Origin of the sequence: Pseudomonas sp. S4_EA_1b (genome assembly GCF_016307435.1) — a bacterium.
GTDB classification, from domain to species: domain Bacteria; phylum Pseudomonadota; class Gammaproteobacteria; order Pseudomonadales; family Pseudomonadaceae; genus Aquipseudomonas; species Aquipseudomonas rhodesiae.
In genome coordinates, this window is sequence record NZ_JAEILC010000206.1 from 1 (window position 1) to 1206 (window position 1206).

General features: G+C 57.5%; 1 protein-coding gene. It reads left to right on the plus strand.

Going from position 1 to position 1206, the window contains the following annotated elements; translation table 11 throughout:
• Positions 1 to 90 precede the first annotated feature (90 nt).
• Positions 91 to 1069, plus strand: a protein-coding gene (locus YA0848_RS35610) for an IS5-like element IS1406 family transposase (protein WP_152668489.1) whose coding sequence is annotated in 2 segments (ribosomal slippage) — positions 91 to 1005 and positions 1007 to 1069 — 978 coding nt in all. Because the reading frame shifts where the segments join, the coding sequence is not laid out codon by codon here.
• Positions 1070 to 1206 lie beyond the last annotated feature (137 nt).

Sequence of the window (1206 nt, forward strand, 5' to 3'; positions counted from 1 at the left end):
TAGGGAGACGCTGCAAAAATAGCCAACCGTCCCCACCCTTGGCACACTGAGTACCTTCAACCAGCCACCCTCTCCGTGAGCGTTACGCGCGTGCAGAAGACCTTCTCCGAACTCGAATACACCAGCAAAAAAAAGCAGACTCGCCGAGATCGCTTCCTGGCTGACCTTGAACAGCTGGTGCCCTGGGCACTGCTGGAGGCGCAAGTGGCGCCGTTCTATAGCGACACCACAGGCAAGCGCGGACGCCCTGCGATTAGGTTGTCACGCATGCTGCGCATGTATGTTGTGCAGCAGTGTTTCGGTTTCTCCGATGAAGGTTGCGAAGATGCCGTCTACGACAGCCAGGCCATCCGTGGTTTTATGGGCATCGACCTGGGCCGCGAGTCGGCACCGGATGCCACTACCTTACTGCGTTTTCGCCGCTTGCTGGAAACCCATCGGCTAACGCGGGTGCTGTTTGAAACGATTAACCTGCATCTGGCCGGCCGGGGTCTGCTGTTCAAGGAAGGCACTATCGTCGACGCTACCCTGATCGCCGCGCCGCCCTCGGTCAAGAACCGAGAAGGCAAGCGTGATCCTGAGATGCATCAAGCCAAGAAAGGCAATCAATGGCACTTCGGGATGAAGGCTCACATTGGTGTCGACGCCACGTCGGGGCTGGTGCACAGCGTGGTAGGGACGGCCGCCAACGTGGCGGATGTCACCCAGGTCGACCAGTTGCTGCACGGTGCCGAAACCTATGTTTCGGGTGACGCTGGATACACCGGTACGGCCAAGCGACCGGAGCATGCTGAACGGGACGTTATCTGGTCGATTGCAGCCCGGCCAAGCAGTTACAAGCAGCACGGCGAAGGCAGTGTGCTGTACAGGGTCAAGCGCAAGATCGAATACGCCAAGGCGCAACTGCGTGCCAAGGTCGAGCACCCATTTCAGGTAATCAAGGTGCGCTTCAATCATCGCAAGGTTCTCTACCGTGGGCTGGAAAAGAATACGGCGCAGTTGTTCCAGTCTGTTTGGGTTGGCCAATCTGATGCTGGCCAAGCGGTATTTGCAACGGGCGGCGGGATAAATCCGTCTGAAAGGCGGGTTGACCCGCAAATCAGCAAAATGAGGGCGAAAATCGGCCCTGGAAATGCAAATAAGGCCGGTAGGTTGAAAAAAACCGGCTTGGAAATGGGGGCGGTGCGAACGGGTTAATTGTTCAGC